Below are 19,993 nucleotides of genomic sequence, written 5' to 3' on the forward strand. Positions count from 1 at the left end.
GGGGCGGTCCCCCGCCCCCGCCCTGCGGGTCCTACGGCCGCCCCGGGCACCGAACGCCCGCGTCGAAGGCGGCGGCTCCTCGTCGCTCTCGGCACGGTGATCGCCGTCGCCGGACTCAGCCTCACGGCCATGCACTGGTCGTCGGACGGCACGTCCCTGGACCCGCACGACGCGCTCTCGCCCGCGCCGTCCGCCTCCACCGCCGCCGTGGCGCTGCCCGCGGGCTGGAAGCCCTGGCGGACGAGTCTGCTCACCGCGAAGACCGGCGATCCCCTCGACTACACCCAGTCCGGCTGCCTGGCGGGCGGCAGCACCACCGTGTACTGCGCCGGTACGGGCGCCACGGTCACCGCGCTGGACGCCGCCTCGGGCCGGGTCCGCTGGCGGTCGGGCACCAGCCCCGAGACCGCGCTCCCCGTCGGCGTCCGGGACGGGCGCGTCTACACCTACGTCAAGCCCGACTCGAACGACACCTTCATCACGCGGCGCCTGGTCGCCCTGGACGCGAAGACCGGCACCCGGCTGTGGATCCACCCGATCAGGGACGACACGGACCCCGTCCTGTTCGACGGCGGGATCCTGGCGATGGACGTGGACGCGACGAAGTTCGTGGCCTACGACGCGTCAGGCCGTCAGCTGTGGAGCGCACCCATCTGGTCGAACCTCGGGAACTCCTGCACTCCGACGGTCCTGGGCGGCGCCCCGTACGCCCTCTGTACGGTCGAGGACGATCCCTCCCAGGGCGACTTCGTCCTGGTACGCCTCGCCCCCGCCACCGGCGCACAGCGGAAGGTCGCCGAACTCCCCACGGGGGCTTGGCCGTTGGGCGTCGACAAGGGCCGGCTGCTGTTCCTTGCGCCGAAGCTGGCGCCGGAGGTCTTCGGCAGCGGCCCGGACCAGCTGTACACCGCCCTGGACCGGGTGAACCCAAGCACCGGTGCGATCGAGCGGATAGCCCTGCCGGCCGGCACTCGCGGTACCGCCACCCTGGTCAAGGACGTGATCTACCTCGTCCGCCCGAACGGCACGGTCACCGCCGTCCGCGCGACCGACGGCAAGCGGCTCTGGCAGCGGGAGACGGACACCGAGAACCTGTCGACGCCGGTGTTCTCGGCGAAGTTCAACACCCTTTACTTCTCGAACCAGTTCGGCCGCCTGCTGGCTCTGGACCGGAGCACCGGAGCCGTCAGGTGGCGTACGTCCGCACTGGCGAACGCCGGCGACTCGACGGACGACACCACGCCGTACGTCGTCCTCGTCAAGGACGCGATCGTGGCTGTGGCGGGCGACACCGCCTACTCGGACCGCCCCCACTGAACCACTCAGGCCACCGACCCGATCCGCCCCACCGCCGTCGACGAACTCGCGTCATGATGGATCGGCGTGTGCGCCCCGGTGAGTGAAATGCCGCTGCCGCCGCGCCTGTTGGCGACGATCTCCGCGGCGATCGACAGCGCCGTCTCCTCGGGCGTACGGGCACCGAGGTCAAGGCCGATCGGGGACCTCAGGCGGGCCAGCTCCAGTTCCGTGACGCCGACTTCGCGCAGCCGCTCGTTGCGGTCAAGGTGGGTGCGGCGGGAGCCCATCGCGCCGACGTACGCCACCGGGAGGCGGAGGGCGAGTTGGAGCAGGGGTACGTCGAACTTGGCGTCGTGGGTCAGGACGCACAGGACCGTGCGCGCGTCGACGTCCGTGCGCTCCAGGTACGTGTGGGGCCACTCGACGACGATCTCGTCGGCGTCGGGGAAGCGGGTCCGGGTGGCGAAGACGGGGCGGGCGTCGCACACCGTGACGTGGTAGCCGAGGAACTTGCCGATACGGACCAGCGCGGAGGCGAAGTCGATCGCGCCGAAGACGATCATCCGGGGCGGCGGGACCGACGACTCGACCAGAACCGTGAGCGGTGCCCCGCAGCGGGAGCCCCGCTCGCCGATCTCGACGGTGCCGGTGCGGCCCGCGTCCAGATGGGCACCGGCCTCGGCGGCGACCGTACGGTCCAGTTCGGGATGGGCGCCGAACCCGCCGTCGTAGGAACCGTCGGGGTGGACGACAAGCGCGCGGCCCCGCAGGTGAGTTGGGCCCGAGACGATCCGGGCCAGGGCCGCCGCCCCGCCGCTCGTCGCGGTCGAGAGGGCGGTGGTGATCACCGGTCGGGCGGGGTCTCCGGCCCGCACCGGTGTGACGAGGATGTCGATGATTCCACCGCAGGTCAGGCCGACGGCGAAGGCGTCCTCGTCGCTGTAGCCGAAGCGCTCCAGGACGGTTTCGCCGTCGGCCAGCGCCTGTTGGCACAGTTCGTAGACCGCGCCTTCCACACAGCCCCCGGAGACCGAGCCGATCGCCGTGCCGTCGGTGTCCACCGCGAGGGCGGCGCCGGGCTGGCGGGGTGCGCTGCCGCCGACGGCCACCACGGTGGCGACGGCGAAGTCGCGGCCCTGCTCGACCCACCGGTGCAGCTCTTCGGCGATGTCCAGCATCTCGGTCTCCTAACGAGGTTGCGGGGAAGGGCAGTTGGGGCGGGCTAGTGGACGCCCAGCCAGCTCTCGACCGGGTTGAGGGCGAAGTACACGAGGAAGATGACCGTCAGCCCCCACATGAAGGCGCCGATCTCCCGTGCCTTGCCCTGGGCGGTCTTGATGGCGACGTACGAGATGACTCCGGCGGAGACGCCCGCGGTGATGCTGTACGTGAACGGCATCACAACTACCGTCAGGAAGACGGGGATTGCGGTGGCCCGGTCGGCCCAGTCCACGTGCCGGGCGTTCATCAGCATCATCGAGCCGATGACGACCAGGGCGGCGGACGCGACCTCCTGCGGGACGATCGCGGTGACCGGGGTGAAGAAGAGACAGGCCGCGAAGAACAGGCCGGTGACCACCGAGGCGAGGCCCGTTCGGGCGCCCTCGCCGACGCCCGTCGCCGACTCGATGAAGACGGTCTGGCCGGAGCCGCCCGCCACGCCGCCGATCGCGCCGCCGGCGCCGTCGATGAACAGCGCCTTCGACAGGCCCGGCATCCGGCCCTTGTCGTCGGCGAGTTCGGCCTCGGTGCCGACGCCGATGATGGTGGCCATCGCGTCGAAGAAGCCGGCCAGGACGAGCGTGAACACGATCATGCCGACCGTCATCGCGCCGACCTTGCCCCACCCCCCGAACTCCACATGGCCGAAGAGCGAGAAGTCCGGCATGGACACCGCGCTGCCGTGCAGTTCGGGGGCGGCACCGCTGGCCCACTGCCTGGGGTCGATGACGCCGGCGGCGTTCAGGAGCGAGGCGACGACCGTGCCGGTGATGATGCCGATGAGGATCGCGCCGGGCATGTTGCGCGCCTGGAGCATGAAGATCAGCAGCAGCGTGCCGGCGAACAACAGGACGGGCCAGCCCGCGAGTTCACCCGCCGGGCCGAGGGTGAGCGGGGTCGCCTTGCCCTGGTGCACGAAGCCGGATTTGTAGAAACCGATGAGCGCGATGAACAGGCCGATGCCCATCGTGATGCCGTGTTTCAGCGCGAGCGGGATCGCGTTCATGATCATCTCGCGCAGGCCGGTGACGACGAGCAGCATGATGACCACGCCGTACAGCACGCACATGCCCATCGCCTGCGGCCAGGTCATCTGTGGGGCGACCTGCGAGGAGAGCACACCGGAGACGGAGAGTCCGGCGGCGAGGGCCAGTGGCACCTTGCCGAGGAAGCCCATCAGGAGGGTGGTGAAGGCCGCCGCGAACGCGGTCGCGGTGATCAGCCCTTTCTGGCCGAGCGTGTCCCCCGCGACATCCTTGCCGGACAGGATCAGGGGGTTGAGCAGCAGGATGTACGCCATCGCCATGAAGGTGGTGACTCCGCCGCGCACCTCACGCGCGACGGTCGATCCCCGCCGGGATATGTGGAAGTACCGGTCGAGCCAGGACCGGCCGGCCGGGACGCGGGTTCCTTCACCCGCGTCTTCGGCGGCGGTCCTGGGTTCCACTGACTGCTGGGTCATGGGGCCATCTCCCAAGGTTCACAGGGGCACCCGTCGGCCGACTCGGCGGCGCGCGGGATTTGGGATGGACGACCCGGGGGACGGCCCGAGACGAACAATGGGGGCCTGAGGGGACCAACTCCCCCCAGGACGTCACCGGTTGGGACCCCTAAAGGTCACGTGCCCGTGAGGTGCTCCGGGCGTACCGGTGTCCTGTTCAGTTCCAGTCCGGTCGCGTTCCGAATGGCCGCCAGGACGGCCGGAGTCGACGACAGGGTGGGGGCCTCGCCGATGCCGCGCAGCCCATACGGGGCGTGCTCGTCGGCGAGTTCGAGCACATCGACCGGAATGGTCGGGGTGTCGAGGATGGTGGGGATCAGGTAGTCCGTGAAGGACGGGTTCCTGACCTTGGCGGTCTTGGGGTCGACGATGATCTCCTCCATGACCGCGACGCCGAGACCCTGGGTCGTACCGCCCTGGATCTGGCCGATGACGGACAGCGGGTTGAGCGCCTTGCCGACGTCCTGCGCGCAGGCCAGCTCGATGACCTTGACCAGGCCGAGTTCGGTGTCGACCTCGACGACGGCGCGGTGCGCGGCGAAGGTGTACTGGACGTGACCGAAGCCCTGTCCGGTACGCAGGTCGAAGGCCTCGGTGGGACGGTGGCGCCACTCGGCCTCGATCTCGACGGCCTCGCCTTCGAGGACGTCGACCAGATCGGCCAGTACCTCACCGCCGTCGGTGACGACCTTGCCGCCCTCCAGGAGGAGTTCGGCGGTGGCCCAGGCCGGGTGGTAGGTGCCGAGCTTGCGGCGGCCCATCTCCAGGACCTTCTCGCGGACCAGCTCGCAGGAGTTCTTGACGGCACCGCCGGTGACGTACGTCTGCCGGGACGCGGAGGTCGAACCGGCGCTGCCCACCTGCGTGTCCGCCGGGTTGATCGTCACCTGGGTGACGCCCAGCTCGGTGCGGGCGATCTGCGCGTGGACGGTGACTCCGCCCTGGCCGACTTCCGCCATCGCGGTGTGCACGGTGGCCACCGCCTCGCCGCCGACAACCTCCATACGGACCTTGGCCGTTGAGTAGTCGTCGAAGCCCTCGGAAAAGCCGACGTTCTTGATGCCGACCGCGTAGCCGACGCCTCGTACGACGCCTTCGCCGTGCGTGGTGTTGGACAGCCCGCCCGGCAACTGCCGTACGTCGGCGGCCTCTCCGGCAGCGAGCCACTGCTGCTCGGGCGGCATCGGCATCGCCTTGACGCGGCGCAGGAGTTCGGCGACGGGGGCCGGGGAGTCGACCGGCTGCCCGGTCGGCATGATCGTCCCCTGCTCCATCGCGTTGAGCTGACGGAACGCGACCCGGTCCATGCCCACCTTGTCGGCGAGCTTGTCCATCTGGGCCTCGTAGGCGAAGCAGGCCTGGACCGCGCCGAAGCCGCGCATCGCGCCGCAGGGCGGGTTGTTGGTGTAGAGGGCGATGGCCTCGATGTCGACGTTGTCGATGACGTACGGCCCGGCGCCGAGCGAGGAGGCGTTGCCTACGACCGCCGGGGACGCCGACGCGTAGGCGCCGCCGTCCAGGACGATCCTGGCCTTGAGGTGGGTGAGCTTGCCGTCCTTCGTGGCGCCGTGCTCGTAGTAGAGCTTGGCGGGGTGGCGGTGGACGTGTCCGAAGAAGGACTCGAAGCGGTTGTAGACGATCTTGACCGGTTTGCCGGTGCGCAGGGCGAGCAGGCAGGCGTGGATCTGCATCGACAGGTCCTCGCGACCGCCGAACGCGCCGCCGACGCCGGACAGCGTCATCCGGACCTTGTCCTCGGGCAGACCGAGCACGGGCGCGATCTGGCGCAGGTCGGAGTGCAGCCACTGGGTGGCGATGTAGAGGTCGACACCGCCGTCCTCGGCCGGGACCGCGAGACCGGACTCCGGGCCGAGGAACGCCTGGTCCTGCATGCCGAAGGTGTACTCGCCCTCGACGATGAAGTCGGCGCGCTCCCGGGCCGCCTCCACGTCTCCTCGGACGATCGGCTGGCGGTGCACGATGTTCGGGTGCGGGACGTGGCCGATGTGGTGGTCGTCGCGGTCCTCGTGGATGAGGATCGCGTCCGGCGCGGTAGCGGACAACTCGTCGGTGATGACTGGGAGTTCGCGGTACTCGACCTTGATCTTCGCGGCGGCACGGCGGGCCGTCTCCGGGTGGTCGGCGGCGACGATCGCGACCGGCTCACCGTGGTGGCGGACCTTGCCGTGCGCGAGGACCGGGGTGTCCTGGATCTCCAGGCCGTAGTTCTTCACGTCGGTCGGGAGGTCGTCGTAGGTCATGACGGCGTAGACGCCCGGGGTCTTCAGGGCCTCGACGGTGTCGATGGAGACGATCTCGGCGTGCGCGACCGTGGAGCGCAGGATCTGGCCCCAGAGCATGTCCTCGTGCCACATGTCGGAGGAGTACGCGAACTCGCCGGTGACCTTGAGGGTGCCGTCCGGGCGGAGCGTGGACTCGCCGATGCCGCCCTTGGTCTTCGAACCCTGGGTGACCTTGGTGGGAGTGCCGATGGGGGCGCCTTTTGCGGAGACGTCAGACATGTCAGACCGCCTCTCCCTGCCGGGCGGCCGCCAGGCGTACCGCGTCCATGATCTTCTCGTAGCCGGTGCAGCGGCACAGGTTGCCCGAGAGCGCCTCGCGGATGTCCGCGTCGGTCGGGGTCGGGTTGTGCTCCAGCATCTCGTCGGCGGCGACGAGGAGTCCGGGGGTGCAGAAGCCGCACTGGACAGCGCCGGCATCGATGAACGCCTGCTGGATGGGGGCGAGTTCGGTGCCCTCACCGGTCTGGGAGTCGGTCGGCTTGGCCTGCCAGGCAGGAGACCCATCCTGAAGCAATGTGACACTCGACGCCGAAGTGTCACATTTCTCAAACCCACATGCCCGCTGCCGCGCGTACTCCGCGAGCCCCTCGACCGTGACGACCTCGCGGCCCTCGACCTGACCGGCGGCGACGAGACAGGAACACACCGGGATGCCGTCGAGCCGGACCGTGCAGGAACCGCACTCGCCCTGCTCGCAGGCGTTCTTGGAGCCGGGCAGCCCCATCCGCTCACGCAGGACGTACAAGAGGCTCTCGCCCTCCCACACGTCGTCCGCTTCCTGCGGGCGGCCGTTGACCGTGAAATTGACGCGCATCAGGCGACACTCCCCTTCTCGATGGAGCGGCCGTCAGTGCCGCGGTACGACTCCCAGGTCCAGGTCAGGGTGCGGCGGGCCATGATGCCGACCGCGTGGCGGCGGTAGCTCGCGGTGCCCCGGACGTCGTCGATCGGGTTGCAGGCGGCGGAGCACAGGTCCGCGAACTGCTTGGCGACCGACGGGGTGATGATCTTGCCGTTCTCCCAGAAGCCGCCCTCGTCGAGCGCGGCGTTCAGGAATTCCTCGGCGGCCTTCGCCCGGACGGGGGTCGGCGCGGCCGATCCGATGCCGGTGCGGACCGTGCGGGTGGCAGGGTGCAGGGCGAGGCCGAAGGCGCAGACCGCGATGACCATCGCGTTGCGGGTGCCGACCTTGGAGTACTGCTGCGGGCCGTCCGCCTTCTTGATGTGCACGGCCCTGATCAGTTCGTCGGGTGCGAGCGCGTTGCGCTTCACGCCGGTGTAGAACTCGTCGATCGGGATGAGCCGCGTGCCGCGCACCGACTCGGCCTCGACCTCGGCGCCGGCCGCGAGGAGCGCGGGGTGGGCGTCGCCGGCCGGGGAGGCGGTGCCGAGGTTGCCGCCGACGCCGCCGCGGTTGCGGATCTGCGGGGAGGCGACCGTGTGCGAGGCGAGGGAGAGGCCCGGCAGCTCGCCGCGCAGGTTCTCCATGATCCGGGTGTACGGGACCGAGGCCCCGAGCCGCACGCTGTCCGCGCCGACCTCCCACTCGTAGAGGTCGCCGACGCGGTTCAGGTCGAGCAGGTACTCGGGCCTGCGGTGGTCGAAGTTGATCTCGACCATCACATCGGTGCCGCCCGCGATCGGTACTGCGGTGGGGTGCTCGGCCTTAGCGGCGAGCGCCTCCTCCCAGCTGGCGGGGCGAAGGAAGTCCATGACCGGCTCTCTTCTTCGTCTCGTGGGTCGTACGGATCAAGCCAGTTCGTGTGCGGCGGGTCCGGCTCGTTCATGTGCTGTTCATGCAGCGTGAGGTCAGTACACAGCGCCGTGCGCAGAGCGGGTCAGTCACGGAAACCATGAAGGAGTTGGCTGGCCAGGGCGGGCATCTTGTAGATTCATATGAACGGAGGTCATCAGTAACCCCTCCGATTCCCTGTGGAAACGTGGGAAACAGCCCCGCACGGCCCCGCACCCACAGCACCTCTTGGTTCATCGTAGTTTTCTAGACAAAGAACGGCGGCGACGGCGATGCGGCTGCGCGCACTTCTGGACACCGATGCGCTGGGGCTGCGGCTGCTCGGCGGCGAGGACGAGCTGGACCGCACGGTCCGCGGGGTGATGACCACCGACCTGCGCGACCCCAGCCGCTACCTCTCGGGCGGCGAGCTGGTCCTGACCGGTCTGGCCTGGCGCCGCACCGCCTCCGACACCGAGCCGTTCGTACGGCTCCTGGTGGCCGCCGGGGTGGCCGCGCTGGCCGCCGGCGAGGCAGAACTGGGCGCCGTCCCGGAGGACCTGACAGCCGCCTGCGCCCGGCACCGGCTGCCGCTGTTCGCGGTCAACGAGTCGGTGGCGTTCGCGACGATCACCGAGCATGTCGTACGGCAGGTGTCCGGCGAGCGGGCCGGTGATCTCGCGGCCGTGGTGGACCGGCACCGCCGGATGATGACCTCGGGTCCGGCGGGGGGCGGCCCGGACGTGGTGCTGGATCTGCTCGGCTCGGACCTGGATCTGCGGGCGTGGGTGCTGTCGCCGACCGGGCGGCTCATCGCGGGTTCGAAGGTTTCGGGGCCCGCGCTGCCCGTCGACGTGTGCGCGAAGCTGGCCGCCGAGCACCTGGCCGCCGCCCGCACGGGCCGCAGGGGGCCGCACCGGCTGGCGCTGGGCTCCTCGACGTACTCCCTCTTCCCGATCCGCGGTGGCGGGCGGCCCGCGCAGGGTTCGCGGGACGTGCGCGAGACGGTGCTGTCGGACTGGCTGCTCGCGGTCGAGGCGGACGCCGGGGACTGGCCGGACGAGCGGCTCGACCTCTTGCAGGGGGTCACGCAGCTGATCGCCGTCGAGCGGGACCGGCGGGACGCGGCGCGCACGGTCCGCAGACGGCTCGCGCAGGAGGTCCTGGAGCTGGTCCAGACGGGTGCCGCGCCCGCCGAGATCGCCGCGCGCCTGCGGGTCGCCGCTCCCGTCCTGCTGCCCGGGCTCGGCGCGGCCCCGCACTGGCAGGTCGTCGTGGCCCGGGTCGAGTGGGACAGCGCCGACATCGAGGCCGGCCCGGTCGCCCAGTCGCTCCTTGAGGAGGTCCTGGTCGACCCGCTGACGACGGGCCCCGAGCCCTCCGACCGCATCGCCGTGGCCCACTCGGGCGACGAGGCGATCGCGCTCGTACCGCTGCCCGCCGTGTCGGCGGAGCACGACGGCTCCGAGTCCGGCATCCACGCGGACGTGCTCCTGGAGGCCGTACGGGATCCGCTGTCGGCAGGGCTCGACGACGACGGGCGGGTCACGCTCGGGGTGAGCGCGGCGGTGCACTCGGCGGAGGGGCTGCGCGGGGCGCTGGAGGAGGCGCGGCACGCGCGGCGGGTGGCGGCGGCGCGCCCCGGGCGGGTGTGCGCGGCGGGTCACCAGGAGCTGGCCTCGCACGTCCTCCTCCTCCCCTTCGTGCCGGACGATGTGCGGCGGGCCTTCACCGCCCGCCTCCTCGACCCGCTGCGGGATTACGACCGCAGGCACCGCGCTGAGCTGATTCCGACGCTGGAGGCGTTCCTGGAGTGCGACGGTTCCTGGACGCGCTGCGCGACCCGGCTGCACCTGCACGTCAACACGTTGCGCTACCGGGTCGGCAGGATCGAGCAGTTGACGAGTCGGGACCTCTCGCGCCTTGAGGACAAGCTGGATTTCTTCCTGGCACTGCGGATGAGCTGAGCCGAAGATCCCACGACTTTGTGAATTCTTTCACCCACCCTCTTGGCCGGGCCCTACGATCCGTGCTGAGATGCCACCACTCAACAGCTCAATGGTGTGCTCGGGGAGGGCAACGTGGCGCATTCCGCCATGTCTGGACACGGAACGACCGAAGGTGACGATCCCCTCCAGACCGCGGTGTGGCGGCTGCGCTCGCGGGCCTGCTGGGTCGACGCGGCGGCGCTGCTGCGGCCCGACACCGCGGCACCGGCCCTCCAGCGGACCGCGCTGCTCGTGGAGCGGTGTCTCTACACCGAGCAGGGCTGGGAGGACGCCGACGACGCGCTGCGGACGGCCGAGGCGCTGGCCCACAGCGACGACGAGCGGGGCGCGGCGGCCTGTGAGCGCGGATACCTCGCCTACGCGGCCACGCTGCACTCGGTGCGTGACCGGGCCGACGAGGCGCGGGCCGCGCTCGGGCGGGCGGCGGCGCTGATCCCGCCGGACGGCGCGGGGCGGGCGCTGTTGGACTTCCGGCGAGGGCTGGTCGCGGAGAACCTGGCCCGCTCACCGCAGGCTGCGCGGGCTGCGTACCGCCGCGCCCACGCGGGGGCCGCCGACCAGGCCGACCCGCTGCTGCTGTCGTTCACCCATCGCCACCTGGCCGGACTGGCCCTGCGGGACGGGGAGTTGGCGGAGGCGCGGCACGGCTTCGCCGAATCGCTGCGGATCCGGGAGGAGTTGGGCTACCTCGTCGGTACGGCACCGGCTCTCGCATCGCTCGCGGACGCGGAGGTCGAGCCGGAGGCGTCCCGGTTGCGCGAGGAGGCACGGCGGCTGTTCCGGCTGCTCGGGGGCGTACCGACGTGGCTGGCACGGCAGTTGGCGGTGCCCGCGCCGGGGGCGGCCACCGCGTAGGTCAGGAGCCTTCGGTCCGGTTCTGTACGACGTTCACGACGTGGTGGACGAAGTGCAGGACGGATGCCCGGAGTTCGGGGTCGCGGGCGACCAACACCCCGACGGCGACGAGCAGAAGGAAGGACAGGAGGCTGCCGCCGCGGCCGGAGTGGCTGCGGTGGGCGCCCATCTGCGCGGCACGCATCCCGTCCTGGGCCGCCTGTCGTGCCGACTGCTCGGCGCCGCGCTGCGCGGCCTGTTGCGCGGCCTGCTGGCCCGGATTCGGAAACATCGGCGTTCTCCCCCGCGGATCGGTCGGTTCTCACCGTGGGGCACGTCAGCCCCGGCCGGGCGGGTTCCCGGTGCGGCCGTCGGTCGCCGGACCCGGACCCGCTCGTGACCGGAGTCACATATTCGAAGTCACGCCGATCCCGCGAAGTGCTCCTGCACCAGGGACCGCACCACGTCCCACTCCCCCGCGGCCAGCGCGTCGAGGAGCGCGAGGTGTTCGGCCGCGTCCGCGACCAGGTCGGCCCGCCCACGCGTGACGGGACCGCCGACCAGCGGCCACTGGGCGCGCCGGTGCAGGTCCTCGGCGATCTGGACGAGCTGTTCGTTGCCGGCGAGGGCGAGCACCGCGCGGTGGAAGGCCCGGTCGGCCTCGGCGTACGTCGCCCGGCACCCGGAGGCCGCGGCGCGGACGGTCCCCTCGGCCAGCGGACGCAGGTCGGCCCAGCGGGCGGCGGGCACGGTACGGGCGAGCCGGAGCATCACGGGGACCTCGATCAGGGCGCGGATCTCGGCCAGTTCGGCGAGTTCGCGGGCGCCCCGCTCGATCACCCGGAAACCCCGGTTCGGCACGACCTCGACGGCACCCTCGGTGGCGAGCTGCTGCATGGCCTCGCGCACGGGCGTGGCGGAGACGCCGAACCGGTCGCCGAGCGCGGGCGCGGAGTAGACCTCGCCGGGGGTCAGCTCGCCGCCGACGAGCGCGGTGCGCAGCGCGTCCAGTATCTGACCGCGCACGGAGGGCCGCTGAAGAACCTGACGGGGGCGCGGGATCGGCGTCTCGCTGTGCGTGTGCTCACCGCGCACCGCCCCGGCGCCGTCCGCGAGATCCCGGTCCCGGTCCACGTCGGCGGCGCGCTGCTGCTGCGGCACCCGGGAGCCTCGGGCAGGCGCATCCGGAATGCCGGTCCCGGCGGAGCTCTGCGTGCCCTGCTTCACGGGTCCTCCTCCGGACGTGTCGGTACTTGGGGTCATTACGGCGTCTTGTTACTCGTCCGTCAAGCACCTTAGGCGCAGATCGGACTTCGGGGGTAATGGGAGTGTCCCCCTAGGGCAGGGTAAATTACGGGAGGGTTGGGTAAGGTAAGCCTTACCTCTAAACCAACGGCGAATCGGTGGTCCCGGCATGCCCCTGCCTTCTTCGGCCGTAGCGGACTCGTACGCCCGCCTCACCGAGGTCATCCCCGGGCTCGCGATCACCGAACTCACCCCGGACCGGCCGACTCCCACCGGCGGCGGCTGGATATCGGCAGCCGCACTGGCAGAGGGCGGCGAAGGCCTGGAGGCGTTCCTGACCCGGGACGACGCCCAGGTCCTGCGCGACCACGGCCGCCGGGGCCGCCCGGACGTGATAGCCACCTTCGGCCTGCACCGCTACGCCTGGCCGGTCGTCCTCCTGTTCACCGTCCCGTGGTTCCTGCACCGCCGCGTCCCCCGCCTCCCGGTGACCCACGTCTCCTACGACCGCACGGCCGAGGGCTTCGACATGGGCCGGCTGGCCGTCCGCACCGACTCCTTCGCCTGCCTACCCGGCGACCCGGCGGCAGCACTGCCCGGCGCCCGGGTGGTCCCGGACGAGGAGGCACTGCGGGCCGAGGTGCGGGCCGCGGTCGCCGAGCACATGGAACCCGTCCTGGCCGGCTTCGGCCCGCGGATGCGCCGGCGGGGCCGCGCCCTGTGGGGCATGGCGACCGACGAGGTCGTCGAGGGCATCTGGTACGTCGCCGACCTCTTCGGCGAACAGCCGCGGGCCGTACGGGAGTTGGAGCGGCTGCTGCCCGGCGCGACCAAGCCCTACGTCGGATCGGCCGCCTTCCGTGAGGTGACGGGGCCTCATGGCGAGCCGCTGTCCACCCGGGACCGGGCCAGTTGCTGTATGTACTACACGCTGGACGCCGAGGACGCGTGCGCGACCTGTCCGCGCACCTGCGAGACGGAGCGGGTCACCAAGCTGCTGGCTGCCGCCGCGAGTTGAGGGACCCTCAGTCACACGCTGCACTCGGGGCCCGATAGGATCAGCCGCGGACAAGGCGTCCGTCCGGTCACAGGTACTTCACAACTTCCTCACTTACCGCAGGAACTTTCCGTGGAACCACCCGTACGGGTAGTCTTATTCGAACTCAACTCCCGCCCCTCAAGCGGCAGTTCGAGCAGAAAGCCGCCCTGGGCATCCCCTTGCACCTCCTTGGCGGCCTCTTGCCCCGAAAACGCCTGAGGGCCGTTGGGATTGGGCCACTATGGCGGGCGTTACGCCCTATCCCAATGCAAGGGACCCCAGATGAGACTGACCGACATATCGCTGAACTGGCTGCTTCCCGGCGCCGTACTGCTCCTGGGCATGCTGGCGGCGGTGGCGGTGCTCGCGCGGAGCAAGCGGTCCGGCGGGGAGCACGCGAAAGACGACTCGTGGGAGCGCACGGAGGAGCGCCGCAGGCGCAAGGAGGCCATATACGGCATCGCCTCCTACGTCCTTCTGTTCTGCTGTGCGGCGGTCGCCGCGGCACTCTCCTTCCACGGACTGGTCGGCTTCGGCCAGGAGAACCTCGGCCTCACCGACGGCTGGGAGTACCTGGTCCCGTTCGGCCTCGACGGCGCGGCCATGTTCTGCTCCGTCCTCGCCGTGCGCGAGGCCAGCCACGGTGACGCGGCCCTCGGCTCCCGCATACTCGTGTGGACGTTCGCGGCCGCGGCCGCCTGGTTCAACTGGGTGCACGCGCCCAGGGGTGTCGACCACGCGGGCGCTCCGCAGTTCTTCTCCGGCATGTCCCTGTCGGCCGCGGTCCTCTTCGACCGCGCGCTGAAGCAGACCCGCCGGGCCGCGCTGCGCGAGCAGGGTCTCGTGCCGCGTCCGCTGCCGCAGATCCGTATCGTCCGCTGGCTGCGGGCCCCCCGTGAGACCTACAGCGCCTGGTCGCTGATGCTCCTGGAGAACGTGCGCAGCCTGGACGAGGCGGTCGACGAGGTGCGCGAGGACAAGGCGAAGAAGGAAGAGACCCGACTGCGCCGGCGCGACCAGCAGCGGATCGAGCGGGCCCAGCTCAAGGCCATAAGCCGGGGGCAGCGCGGCCTCATGGGACGGGGCGGCGGCCGGTCGCCGGAACCGCAGGCCCTGGAGCGCGGCTCCGGTCAAGCATCCGCGGAGCCTGCTCTATCGACGCCGGAACAGCTGCCGGTTCGCACGCGTCCCTCACTCCAGCCAGTCCGCGGGGCATCTGACCCGATAACCGTCGACCTCACGGCGGAGGACGACACCATGGCCCTGCCTCGACTCGACTCCCTGGAGCGCAAGCTCAAGGACCTGGAGCAGCAGTTCGGCTGAGCCGAGGGCTGAGAGACGAGATCCGGGACCGGGCGACAACGGGACGGGGGCGGAGTCCAACTGGACGCCGCCCCCGTCCCGTTGCTCATGCCGCGTCCGGATCCAGCTCGAACCAGACGGACTTGCCCACTCCGTGGGCCGACACTCCCCAGGCGTCCGCGAGGGACTGCACCAGGACCAGGCCCCGCCCGTGCGTACCGTCGTCGGCGTCCGGTACGTGCAGTCGGGGCCTGCGCGCCACGAAGTCCCGTACCTCCACGCGCAGTCCACGGGGTCCGACGGTCGCCGTGAGCACGGCGTCGTGGTCGGTGTGGATCAGCGCGTTGGTGACGAGTTCACTCGTGAGCAGTTCCGCTATCTCCGATCGTCCCGGCCTCCCCCAGTGCCGTAGCAGTTCACGCAACGCTCTGCGCGCCTCGGGCACCGCCCGCAGGTCCGCGCGTCCGAGTCTGCGCCTCAGTTGAGGCGGCTGCGCCGGTTCCGTGGCGCTGTCGGCCTTGTCCTCCGCCGCTTTCGCCGAGGAGGCCCCGATCGCCATGGGACCGCCCCCTCGTGCTTGCCTTTTCATGACCCCCGCCTGCACGCCGGTTTCCGGTTCCCTCCTGCTCGAACACGTTCACGGGGATCCATGCCCTCGTCGGGAACAGGGCAGTCATGTCGAATGGTCAACGACCGGGTGTTCGGCCACAGTTGTGCCGGGTCCCGCGGGACGGAGGATTCGGGGGCGCTGCCGTCCGTACGGTCGAACGGCCACCGTACGGAGCATGCGGCCCGGGTGGGGCGGTCGGGGCGTTCCCCTCCGGGGTGCCATGGCTCCCGGCGTCGGGACCAGACACCCCGTGACGTCCTGACCACGGGCGATCGAACCGACTGCCGATGCGCGGCTGCCGATCCGGCCGTAGTCCGCGAAGGCGTGGGGCAGTTGGTCCCCCCGGACCTCCCCCGAGTCGCACGCTCCGCGAAACTGGCCGGAATCAGCCGCTCAGGAACCGCGAACGTCCCCTCTGCGGGGCTTACTTGCCGCCGATTCCCTTCGTGCCGATGTGGATGATCTTGTGGGTCGTGCGGGTCATGTCGACGACCAGCTTGGTGGTGTCCCCGCCGCCCCACGTCAGGGTGATCGCGGCCTCGGTGTGGTCGGCGGTGCCGTTGTCCGTGACCTTCCAGCTCATGGGCGTGTTCTGCGCCTGGAGGACACCGTCCGCGTGGTTCTTCGCCTCCCAGGCCTTCAGTTCCTTCAGGTAGGCGGGGGTGAGGTAGTAGGTGCGCAGCTCCGTGGCGAGCTTGCCGCCGCCGCTGTCCAGGTCGCTCTCGGCGTCGATGTAGGCGCCGTAGAAGTCGGCGATGCGGGTGATGTCGTCGTCCGGCGAGCCGCTCACGGTGCGCGGGGCGCCGGCGGAGGCCTGGGCCGCCGCACCCAGCCCGAGGGCGAGGGCGAGGCAGGCGGCGAGGGCGGTGCGGCGCGTGGCCTTCTTGCTGTTCACGTGTGTTTCCCCGTTCGGGTCGGTGCCGTGCTGTGGTCGGACCGAGCTTCGGCGTACGGCGGCGGCGACCGCAATGACCGACACCGACCCCGCGACGGTGGAACCGTCCCACCCCGTCCGACCTCCTGGTACAGGGAGTCCCTGGGATGCCGTCCTGGGACGCGACACACACGGGGGAACGGTGTCGGGCGAGGCCAACGACAAGGACGTCGAGGAGTTCGCGGCGCTGCTACGGCGCCTGAAGGCACGCACGGACCGCAGCTACAGCCGGCTGGCCCGCCGCCTGAACATGAACGCCTCGACCCTGCACCGCTACTGCGTCGGCGAGGCGGTCCCCCTCGACTTCGCGCCCGTCGAACGGTTCGCGGCGCTGTGCGGGGCGACGCCGGAGGAGCGGCTGGAGCTGCACCGGTACTGGATCCTGGCGGTGGCGGCGCGACAGCGGCGACGGGATGCGGAGCCTCCGGTGGAGAGTCCGGTTCCCGTTCCGGCACCGGACGCGGCTCCTGAGCCCGCCGCCCGATCGCCCTGGTACCGGCGGCGGCTCACGCTGACGGCCGCCGCCGTGTGCGCGGTGCTCGCGGTGTGGGGCACCCTGTCGGCGGTGTCCACGCACGACACGGCCAAGTCCGAGCCCGGCGCCACAGCCAAGTCCTCGCCTTCCGCTCTCCCCGCTCCCCTCACCTGGACCGCCGACTCCCAGGTGTGGGCCCTCCGTTGCAGTCACGACTACGTCGTCGACAAGTCACCCGGGCAGGTTCCGCCGCCCCCGGCTCCGGAGGACGCCGGGACCTGGGCGGCGCGACAGCACGCGGTGCACGGGCGGGAGACGAACGTCGAGATCTCGGTGCAGGGGCGGACGTCCACGGCGGTCGTCCTGGAGGCGCTGCGCGTTCGGGTCGTGGGCCGAGCCGCCCCGGCCCACGGCACCGCGTACGCCATGGACCAGGGCTGCGGCGGCGAGGTCAGCCCCCGCTACTTCGGCGTGAACCTGGACGTCCGCCGCCCCTCGGCCCGTCCGGTCGCCGGGAGCACCCTGGGCACACCGGTCCCGGCGGTGCACCTGCCGTACCGGGTCTCCGCGCAGGACCCGGAGGTGCTGCTCGTCAAGGCGCAGACCCAGACCTGCGACTGCCGCTGGTACCTCGAACTCGACTGGTCCTCCCAGGGCCGTACCGGCACGCTCCGAGTCGACGACCACGGCAAGCCGTTCCGCACGAGCGGCATCAAGGGCCTGCGGCACCTCTGGTACTCGTCGAATGGGTGGGCGCCGTACGACGGTTAGGACCCGACGGGTCTAAGGCCGGGGCATGTTGCGGATGTTGGACCGGGCCATCTGCAGCATGCGGCCGACTCCCCCGTCCAGCACGATCTTTGAGGCCGACAGCGCGAACCCGGTAACCATCTCGGCGCTGATCTTCGGCGGGATGGACAGGGCGTTGGGGTCGGTGACGACATCGACGAGGGCCGGACCCTTGTGCTTGAAGGCTGCCTTCAGGCGCCTTCGAGGTCCTTGGGCTTCTCGACCCGCACACCGTAGGCACCGCAGGCGCGTGCCACGGCGGCGAAGTCGGGGTTCTTGTTGGTGGTGCCGTTCCATCCCTGATGTTGCGTGGGTATCCCCGGCTTCAGCCGGGGATAGGAAACGCATCCTTGGCCCGGAGGCGCGAAGCGCCGGAGTTCGCCGCGTTGTCAGTGGCCTCCGCTAGGTTGATCGCACACTGCCCGGAAGGGGGGTGGGCTGGATGATCCGTGCGTACAAGTTCCTCATGCGGCCCACCGTGGGCCAGGCCGCCACGCTGGCCGAAATGTTGCGGGATCACTGCTCGCTGTACAACGGGGCGCTGCAGGAACGCCGGGACGCCTACCGGCACGTCTCGAAGACCGGCATCAGCTACGGGCAGCAGTCCGCGCAGCTCAAGGAGATCCGGGCGTTCGACCCCGAGCGGCAGGGACGCTGGTCCTTCTCGTCTCAGCAGGCGACACTGCGCCGTCTGGACAAAGCCTTCGCCGCGTTCTTCCGGCGGGTCAAGTCAGGAGAGGCACCGGGCTACCCGCGCTTTCGGGGCGTGAACTGGTTCGACACGGTGGACTTCCCCAAGGACGGCGACGGCTGCCGCTGGGACTCCACCCCGCACGACCCCGTCACCCGCGTCCGCTTCCAAGGTGTCGGGCACGTCAAGGTCAACCAGCACCGGCCCGTGGTCGGCAAGGTCAAGACCGTGTCCGTCAAGCGCGAAGGGCGCCGCTGGTACGTGGTCCTCACCGCCGAGCAGACCGCGCCTGAGCCGCTGCCCAAGACGGGCAGCGTGGTCGGCATCGACATGGGCATAGCCAACTTCCTCGCCAACTCGGGCGGCGAGTTCGTGCCCAACCCTCGTCACGGCCGGAAGGCCGCCGCGAAGATCGAAGCCGCGCAGCAGGCCCTCGCCCAGTTCCCGCGGGTGCGTCGTGACAAGTACACCGCCAACCACCGGCGGGCCGTTGACAAGGTTGCCGACCTGCACCGCAAGGTCCGCCGCCAGCGCCTCGACCACGCACACAAGACCGCTCTCGACCTCGTGCGGGAACACGACATCATCGCGCACGAAGACCTCAAGATCCGCAACATGGTCAAGGCCCCCCAGCCGAAGCCCGACCCCGACCAACCAGGCGGCTTCCTGCCCAACGGGGCCGCAGCGAAGGCCGGACTCAACCACTCGATCTCAGACGCCGGATGGGGGGTGTTCCTGACGATCCTGCACGCCAAGGCTGAGAGCGCCGGACGGGAAGTGATCGCCGTGGACCCTCGCAACACCTCCCGGACCTGCCCCGAATGCGGGCATGTCGCAGCGGAGAACCGGCCCACACAGGAGAAGTTCCACTGCGTCTCGTGCGGCCACACCGCGCACGCGGACACGTTGGGTGCCCTGAACGTTCTACGGGCCGGGCTGGTCCGTCGCGACGCCCAACCGGCATAGCGAGAAGCCCTCTCGGTTTACGAGGGGGAGGAGTCACGAATTCACAGCCTGGGCGCTCACGCCTCCCAAACCGCGGCGGCCGTGCGGTCGTCGGCATAACCCTTGACCCGCACTTGGATGTCGGCGAGGAACGCGGCGAGGCCTGGCGGGGTGGACCCGGACCACCGCCCCGCCAGATGCGCGGACAGCTCGGGTTCGCCGCGCAGGGGCTCGGCGAGCCCGCCGGTGCACATCAACAGCGTGTCGCCCGGTCGGGCCACGGAGGCGCGGAAGCGGAAGGGTTCGCGGGGCGGCTCGGGGGCGGGTTCGTACGGGCTCGGAGGCGTCGGAATCCCAAGATCCATGGTGAGCCGGTCGCCCTCGGGCGTCTCGGCGGGCTGCGACCCGAACCCGACGACGGCCTCACCGGTCAGGTCGCCGACGGAGGGTTCGATGTCCTGCCACTCCCCGTCCCGCAACCGGAAGAGCCCTCCAGGGCCGACGCCGAAGAAGACGCGGGTACGGCACTCCGGGTGCGCGGGCAGCAGGAGACACCGCAGGCCGGCCGAGTACTCCTCGGGGTCGATGCCCTGTTCGGCGGCGCTGGCGCGGAGCTTGCCGAGGCTGCGGTCCGTGAGCCGATGCAGCCCGGACTTCAGATCCCCGCGCCGGGCAGCCCTTATGTCCTCGGAGAGCCGCGCGTGGCTCCGCCCCACAGCCCGCGCGATCCAGTCGCACGCCTCAGCGGCGGCCCGATGCGCCCCCGGCGTCGCCCGGGCCCCGGTGGCCATCGCCACCAGCACCAACGCCTGCTCCCCGACCCCGAACCGCGCGGTCAGCAACGAGTCCCGCCGCGGCTCCCCCCTGAACCGCGCGGAGTCCCCCCGCACAGAAACAGCCCTGATCGTGCTCGCCCCGTACCGCGCCCCGTCCAACACGGTGTCCGCGACCAGATCGTCGAGCTCATCCGGATCAGCCAGCGGGAGGGCGGTGGGCTCGGCGTCGTAGGTGGGGGGTCCGGAGCCCACGTAGTCGACGGTGAGTGAGGTGGACGGCGGTGCGAG

17 protein-coding genes and 1 pseudogene are annotated in these 19,993 nt (G+C 70.9%); 7 read left to right on the plus strand and 11 right to left on the minus strand.

The annotated features are described in order from the left end of the window. Positions 1-1,317, plus strand: a 1,317-nt coding sequence (locus AC31A1_RS24260) for an outer membrane protein assembly factor BamB family protein (RefSeq protein WP_489655343.1), incomplete at its 5' end; no start/stop codon positions are given. 5 nt (positions 1,318-1,322) lie between these two features. Here the strand turns inward: AC31A1_RS24260 and AC31A1_RS24265 are convergent. The 5 genes from AC31A1_RS24265 to AC31A1_RS24285 all read right to left on the minus strand — a co-directional run bounded on the left by AC31A1_RS24265 (position 1,323) and on the right by AC31A1_RS24285 (position 8,037). Further along, positions 1,323-2,477: an XdhC family protein gene (locus AC31A1_RS24265; RefSeq protein WP_489655344.1), complete on the minus strand. Its 1,155-nt coding sequence runs from the start codon at positions 2,475-2,477 to the stop codon at positions 1,323-1,325. Between the two features lie 44 nt (positions 2,478-2,521). Further along, positions 2,522-3,982: an NCS2 family permease gene (locus tag AC31A1_RS24270; RefSeq protein WP_489655345.1), complete on the minus strand. Its 1,461-nt coding sequence runs from the start codon at positions 3,980-3,982 to the stop codon at positions 2,522-2,524. Positions 3,983-4,137: 155 nt separating this feature from the next. Further along, a complete protein-coding gene (locus AC31A1_RS24275; RefSeq protein WP_489655346.1) occupies positions 4,138-6,543 on the minus strand; it encodes a xanthine dehydrogenase family protein molybdopterin-binding subunit in 2,406 nt (801 codons plus the stop codon). 1 nt (position 6,544) lies between these two features. Next, the gene (locus tag AC31A1_RS24280) at positions 6,545-7,138 is read right to left on the minus strand and encodes a (2Fe-2S)-binding protein (RefSeq protein WP_489655347.1); all 594 of its coding nucleotides are present in this window, start codon (positions 7,136-7,138) and stop codon (positions 6,545-6,547) included. Further along, positions 7,138-8,037 carry an FAD binding domain-containing protein gene (locus AC31A1_RS24285; protein ID WP_393030770.1) on the minus strand — a complete coding sequence of 300 codons (900 nt, stop codon included), beginning with the start codon at positions 8,035-8,037 and terminating at the stop codon, positions 7,138-7,140. The genes AC31A1_RS24280 and AC31A1_RS24285 overlap by 1 nt, the downstream gene beginning before the upstream one ends. A gap of 312 nt (positions 8,038-8,349) precedes the next feature. On the opposite strand from AC31A1_RS24285, the gene AC31A1_RS24290 reads away from it, so the two are divergent. Further along, positions 8,350-10,023: a PucR family transcriptional regulator gene (locus AC31A1_RS24290; protein WP_489655348.1), complete on the plus strand. Its 1,674-nt coding sequence runs from the start codon at positions 8,350-8,352 to the stop codon at positions 10,021-10,023. Positions 10,024-10,137: 114 nt separating this feature from the next. Beyond that, positions 10,138-10,920: a hypothetical protein gene (locus AC31A1_RS24295; protein ID WP_489655349.1), complete on the plus strand. Its 783-nt coding sequence runs from the start codon at positions 10,138-10,140 to the stop codon at positions 10,918-10,920. A gap of 1 nt (position 10,921) precedes the next feature. On the opposite strand, the gene AC31A1_RS24300 is transcribed toward AC31A1_RS24295, so the two are convergent. Next, positions 10,922-11,191 (minus strand): hypothetical protein, encoded by a 270-nt coding sequence (locus tag AC31A1_RS24300; protein WP_489655350.1) that lies wholly within the window; start codon positions 11,189-11,191, stop codon positions 10,922-10,924. 128 nt (positions 11,192-11,319) lie between these two features. Further along, on the minus strand, positions 11,320-12,126 hold the full coding sequence (locus AC31A1_RS24305) for a GntR family transcriptional regulator (RefSeq protein WP_489655351.1): 807 nt from the start codon (positions 12,124-12,126) through the stop codon (positions 11,320-11,322). Between the two features lie 187 nt (positions 12,127-12,313). Between AC31A1_RS24305 and AC31A1_RS24310 the strand changes: the two genes are divergently transcribed. Together AC31A1_RS24310 and AC31A1_RS24315 are read left to right on the plus strand one after the other, a co-directional pair. Further along, positions 12,314-13,162, plus strand: coding sequence for a (2Fe-2S)-binding protein (locus tag AC31A1_RS24310; RefSeq protein WP_489655352.1), 849 nt, complete (start codon positions 12,314-12,316; stop codon positions 13,160-13,162). A 303-nt stretch (positions 13,163-13,465) separates the two neighbouring features. Next, positions 13,466-14,506 (plus strand): DUF2637 domain-containing protein, encoded by a 1,041-nt coding sequence (locus AC31A1_RS24315; RefSeq protein ID WP_329260319.1) that lies wholly within the window; start codon positions 13,466-13,468, stop codon positions 14,504-14,506. Positions 14,507-14,591: 85 nt separating this feature from the next. Here AC31A1_RS24315 and AC31A1_RS24320 read toward each other — a convergent pair whose 3' ends face one another. Both AC31A1_RS24320 and AC31A1_RS24325 read right to left on the minus strand, forming a co-directional pair. Continuing rightward, the gene (locus AC31A1_RS24320) at positions 14,592-15,044 is read right to left on the minus strand and encodes an ATP-binding protein (RefSeq protein WP_033279538.1); all 453 of its coding nucleotides are present in this window, start codon (positions 15,042-15,044) and stop codon (positions 14,592-14,594) included. 475 nt (positions 15,045-15,519) lie between these two features. Then, positions 15,520-15,990, minus strand: a complete 471-nt coding sequence (locus AC31A1_RS24325) for a hypothetical protein (RefSeq protein ID WP_489655353.1) — start codon at positions 15,988-15,990, stop codon at positions 15,520-15,522. A gap of 181 nt (positions 15,991-16,171) precedes the next feature. On the opposite strand from AC31A1_RS24325, the gene AC31A1_RS24330 reads away from it, so the two are divergent. Beyond that, positions 16,172-17,275: a helix-turn-helix domain-containing protein gene (locus AC31A1_RS24330; protein ID WP_489655354.1), complete on the plus strand. Its 1,104-nt coding sequence runs from the start codon at positions 16,172-16,174 to the stop codon at positions 17,273-17,275. A gap of 12 nt (positions 17,276-17,287) precedes the next feature. On the opposite strand, the pseudogene AC31A1_RS24335 reads toward AC31A1_RS24330, so the two are convergent. Beyond that, positions 17,288-17,643 (minus strand): annotated as a pseudogene (locus AC31A1_RS24335) (thiamine pyrophosphate-dependent enzyme); the annotation flags it as partial. Positions 17,644-17,735: 92 nt separating this feature from the next. On the opposite strand from AC31A1_RS24335, the gene AC31A1_RS24340 reads away from it, so the two are divergent. Continuing rightward, positions 17,736-18,950: an RNA-guided endonuclease InsQ/TnpB family protein gene (locus AC31A1_RS24340; RefSeq protein WP_489655355.1), complete on the plus strand. Its 1,215-nt coding sequence runs from the start codon at positions 17,736-17,738 to the stop codon at positions 18,948-18,950. Between the two features lie 56 nt (positions 18,951-19,006). On the opposite strand, the gene AC31A1_RS24345 is transcribed toward AC31A1_RS24340, so the two are convergent. Beyond that, positions 19,007-19,957: a protein phosphatase 2C domain-containing protein gene (locus tag AC31A1_RS24345; RefSeq protein ID WP_489655356.1), complete on the minus strand. Its 951-nt coding sequence runs from the start codon at positions 19,955-19,957 to the stop codon at positions 19,007-19,009. Between the last annotated feature and the right edge of the window lie 36 nt (positions 19,958-19,993).

Source organism: Streptomyces sp. P5F9 (assembly GCF_057961495.1).

Bases quoted from the DNA above. Each gene is read 5' to 3' on its own strand.
- AC31A1_RS24265 (WP_489655344.1), bottom strand. From the start codon at position 2,477: ATGCTGGACATCGCCGAAGAGCTGCACCGGTGGGTCGAGCAGGGCCGC.
- AC31A1_RS24270 (WP_489655345.1), bottom strand. From the start codon at position 3,982: ATGACCCAGCAGTCAGTGGAACCCAGGACCGCCGCCGAAGACGCGGGT.
- AC31A1_RS24275 (WP_489655346.1), bottom strand. From the start codon at position 6,543: ATGTCTGACGTCTCCGCAAAAGGCGCCCCCATCGGCACTCCCACCAAG.
- AC31A1_RS24280 (WP_489655347.1), bottom strand. From the start codon at position 7,138: ATGCGCGTCAATTTCACGGTCAACGGCCGCCCGCAGGAAGCGGACGAC.
- AC31A1_RS24285 (WP_393030770.1), bottom strand. From the start codon at position 8,037: ATGGACTTCCTTCGCCCCGCCAGCTGGGAGGAGGCGCTCGCCGCTAAG.
- AC31A1_RS24290 (WP_489655348.1), top strand. From the start codon at position 8,350: ATGCGGCTGCGCGCACTTCTGGACACCGATGCGCTGGGGCTGCGGCTG.
- AC31A1_RS24300 (WP_489655350.1), bottom strand. From the start codon at position 11,191: ATGTTTCCGAATCCGGGCCAGCAGGCCGCGCAACAGGCCGCGCAGCGC.
- AC31A1_RS24310 (WP_489655352.1), top strand. From the start codon at position 12,314: ATGCCCCTGCCTTCTTCGGCCGTAGCGGACTCGTACGCCCGCCTCACC.
- AC31A1_RS24315 (WP_329260319.1), top strand. From the start codon at position 13,466: ATGAGACTGACCGACATATCGCTGAACTGGCTGCTTCCCGGCGCCGTA.
- AC31A1_RS24320 (WP_033279538.1), bottom strand. From the start codon at position 15,044: ATGGCGATCGGGGCCTCCTCGGCGAAAGCGGCGGAGGACAAGGCCGAC.
- AC31A1_RS24340 (WP_489655355.1), top strand. From the start codon at position 17,736: ATGATCCGTGCGTACAAGTTCCTCATGCGGCCCACCGTGGGCCAGGCC.